This is a genomic window from Gemmatimonadales bacterium (genome assembly GCA_036265815.1).
Lineage (GTDB): Bacteria > Gemmatimonadota > Gemmatimonadetes > Gemmatimonadales > GWC2-71-9 > CAVVWJ01.
Window position 1 is genome coordinate 1 of the sequence record DATAOI010000075.1, and the last position, 3,564, is coordinate 3,564.

Below are 3,564 nucleotides of genomic sequence, written 5' to 3' on the forward strand. Positions count from 1 at the left end.
GCCACTGACCCGCCGTTGACTCGCGCCCGGGCCCCTAACTATTTTTGCGGGCTGTAATTATGACGGACCTCTCGCTGTCACGCAGCCAGATGCTGCTCCTGAGCGGGTCGGCCAACCGTGCCCTCGCCGAAGAGGTGGCCACCCACTTGGGGCAGCCTCTCTGCCAGGTCACGCTCCGCCGCTTCGCCGATGGCGAGCTGTTCGTCAAGATCGACGAGAACGTGCGCGGGCGGGACGTCTACATCGTACAGCCCACCAACCCGCCGGCCGAAAACATGATGGAGCTCTTGCTCCTGATGGACGCGGCCAAGCGGGCCAGCGCGGCGCGGGTAACGGCGGTGATCCCCTACTTCGGATACGCCCGCCAGGACCGCAAAGACCAGCCCCGCGTCGCCATCAGCGCCAAGCTGATGGCCAACATGGTCTCGATGGCCGGGGCCGACCGGGTGCTGGCGATTGACTTCCACCAGCATCAGCTCCAGGGGTTCTTCGACCTCCCGGTCGACCACCTCTATGCCGCACCGGTCTTCGTCAGCCACTATCGGCAGAAGCAGCTCTATGATCCGGTGGTGGTGGCGCCCGACGTCGGCTCGGCCAAGATGGCCCGGGGCTTCGCCAAGCGGCTGAACGCCTCGCTCGCCATCATCGACAAGCGGCGTCCGTCAGCCAATGTGGCCGAGGTGCTCAACGTGGTGGGTGAGGTGGGCAATCGTGACTGCCTTATCCCGGACGACATGATCGACACCGCCGGCACCATGGCCGAGGCCGTGAGCGCGCTCAAGCGGCTGGGCGCGCGAGACGTCTACTGCTGCGCCACGCACGCGCTGCTTTCCGGCCCGGCGGTGGACCGGCTGATGGCGTCCCCGGTCAAGGAAGTCACGGTCACCAACACGATCGGAATCCCGCCCGAGCGGCGGTTCGATCGGCTCAAGGTTCTCTCGATCGCCGGCCTGCTCTCGAAGGCGATCGGCTACACGCACAGCGACCAATCAGTGAGCTCGCTGTTCGATTGATGCGCCCGCCGGGCGCCACTCCACGCGAAGGATCGGATCATGGCACAAGAGGCGAATCTCCAGGTGGCCACCCGCGCCAGCACCGGCAAAGGCGCGGCCCGCACACTCCGGCGCGAGGGCAAGGTGCCCGGGGTCATTTACGGCCACGGACGGGCCGCCGAAGCGGTGACGGTCGAGACGGCGGCGCTGACCAAGATGCTGGTCGGCATCAGCGCGGGCACCACCATCGTGGACGTGGCGATCGACGGTCGGGCCCCGGTGAAGGCGCTGATCCGCGAGATCCAGCGCGACGCGCTCCGTCCGGCGGAGATCCTTCACCTGGATCTCTACGAGGTCCGGGCTGACGAGCAGATCACCCTGGCCGTGCCGGTGCACCTGGTGGGTGTGCCCGATGGCGTGCGGAACTTCGGTGGCGTGCTCGACCATTCGCTCCGCGAGCTCGAGATCGAGGTGCTCCCCGCCGACATCCCGGAGCACGTCGAGCTGGACGTGACGGCATTGGCCATCGGCCACTCGCTTTTCGTCCGCGACCTCAAGATCGAGAAGGCCCGGATCCTCAACGATCCCGACACCCCGGTGTGCACGGTGGTGGCCCCGCGGACCGAGGAGGCGCCCGCCGTGGTGGAGGAAGTGGTGTCCACCGAACCCGAGCTCATTCGCAAGCCTAAGGCCGAAGCCGAAGGCGAGACCGAAGAGAAAGCCTGAGCCCTGCACGCGATCGTGGGGCTGGGCAACCCCGGTCCGGAGTACGACGAAACCCGGCACAACGCCGGGTTTCTACTGGCCGACCATCTGGTGGCGCGCTGGCGGATCGGCCCGTTCCGCCGGGGCGACCGGACGCGTGAAGCGCGAGGCGCCTGGGACGGTCGCCCGGTCGCCGTGCTCAAGCCTCAGACCTACATGAACCGGAGCGGAGCGGCCCTCGCGTCGCTCCGCGCGCTCCCCGACTTCGATCCCAGCCGTGATCTCCTGATCCTGGTCGATGACGTGGCACTTCCGCTCGGCCGGTTTCGCCTCCGCGGGGCCGGCTCCGCCGGCGGGCACAACGGTCTCAAGAGCGTCGAGGGTGCGCTGCAGCGGCAGGACTATGCCCGGCTCAGGGTCGGAGTCGGGCCCACGCCGCCGGGACTGGAGGATCTCGCCGAGTTCGTCCTCGGGCCGTTCGAGGAGGAGGAGCGGCACCAGCTCGCCGCCCTGCTGGACCCCATGGCCGAGGCGGTCGAGTGCTGGCTGCTGGAGGGGATCGAGCGCGCGATGAGCCGCTTCAACCACTGAGTCATCCATCTCATGCTTCGCCTCGGAATCGTCGGCCTGCCCAATGTCGGGAAATCCACCCTCTTTAACGCGCTGACCTCGGCCAAAGCCCTGGTGGCGAACTACCCATTCGCCACCATCGAGCCGAACACCGGCATCGTGCAGGTCCCCGACCCGCGGCTGGACCAGCTCGCCCGGATCGTGAAGCCGGAGCGAACGGTTCCGGCGGTCGTCGAGTTCGTGGACATAGCGGGGCTGGTCAAGGGCGCCAGCGAGGGCGAAGGGTTGGGCAACCAGTTTCTGGCCAACATCCGGGAGGTTGACGCGGTGGTGCACGTCGTTCGCTGCTTCGAGGACGACGACGTCCAGCACGTGATCGGCTCGGTCGACCCGGTGCGGGACCGCGAGATCGTGAACATCGAGCTCGGACTCGCCGACCTCGGCAGCATCGAGAAGCGGCTCGACAAGACCGCCCGCGTCGCTCGCTCGGGCGATCTGCAGGCCAAGGCGGAGCTGCGGGTGCTGGAGGCCGTGCGGGACGCGCTCGCCGCCGGGCGGCCGGCGCGCGACGTGGTGCCCAGCGAGGAGGAGGCCCCCGCCTACCGCTCCTTCAACCTGCTCACAGCCAAGCCGGTCCTCTACGCCGCCAACGTGGCGGAGCACGAGATCGCCACCGGCAACCCCTACGTCACGGCGCTCGAGGCCGCGCTCGAGCGCGATAGGGAGACCGCTGAAATCGTGACCTTCTCCGCCAAGGTAGAGGCGGAGCTGGCCGAGCTCGCGCCGGAGGATCGGAACGAATTCCTCCAGTCGCTCGGACTGACCGAGTCGGGGCTCGACCGCCTGGCGCACGCGGCGTATCACCTGCTCGGCCTGCAGAGCTATTTCACGGCGGGCGAGAAGGAAGTGCGTGCCTGGACCATCCACCGGGGTGACAAGGCGCCCGCGGCGGCCGGGGTGATCCACTCCGACTTCGAGAAGGGCTTCATCCGCGGCGAGACGGTCGCGTTCGAGGACTTCGTGCGGCTCGGCGGCTGGAAAGGGTCCCGCGAGCAGGGCCTGGCACGAGCGGAAGGCAAGGAATACGTGGTGCAGGACGGCGACGTAATGCTGTTCCGGTTCAGCAGCTGACCCTACCGGCGGGGCCGGGGGTCGTCTATGTTACGCCGTCCATCAAATCTCCTCCCCGGCGCCCACACCAGGCCCGAGGCATCAGCCCGAAGGAAGGTGTCATGACCCGTCAGTACGAGGTGGTCTATATCTTCGACAGTGCGCTCGAAGAGGCCGCCATCAACGA

Annotated in this window: 4 protein-coding genes; all 4 read left to right on the forward strand. The window is 67.9% G+C overall.

What is annotated here, in order from left to right; translation table 11 throughout:
- The first annotated feature begins 59 nt into the window (after nucleotides 1–59).
- Genes VHR41_15895 through ychF form a run of 4 tightly spaced genes read left to right on the forward strand, consistent with a single transcriptional unit; the run spans nucleotide 60 to nucleotide 3,398 of the window.
- Entirely contained in the window at nucleotides 60–1,013 is a 954-nt protein-coding gene (locus tag VHR41_15895; protein HEX3235680.1) for a ribose-phosphate pyrophosphokinase, read from the forward strand.
- A gap of 39 nt (nucleotides 1,014–1,052) precedes the next feature.
- Nucleotides 1,053–1,718 carry a 50S ribosomal protein L25 gene (locus VHR41_15900; GenBank protein ID HEX3235681.1) on the forward strand — a complete coding sequence of 222 codons (666 nt, stop codon included), beginning with the start codon at nucleotides 1,053–1,055 and terminating at the stop codon, nucleotides 1,716–1,718.
- A 15-nt stretch (nucleotides 1,719–1,733) separates the two neighbouring features.
- The gene (pth, locus tag VHR41_15905; protein HEX3235682.1) at nucleotides 1,734–2,288 is read left to right on the forward strand and encodes an aminoacyl-tRNA hydrolase; all 555 of its coding nucleotides are present in this window, start codon (nucleotides 1,734–1,736) and stop codon (nucleotides 2,286–2,288) included.
- A gap of 12 nt (nucleotides 2,289–2,300) precedes the next feature.
- Nucleotides 2,301–3,398, forward strand: coding sequence for a redox-regulated ATPase YchF (ychF, locus tag VHR41_15910; protein ID HEX3235683.1), 1,098 nt, complete (start codon nucleotides 2,301–2,303; stop codon nucleotides 3,396–3,398).
- The last annotated feature ends 166 nt before the right edge of the window (nucleotides 3,399–3,564 follow it).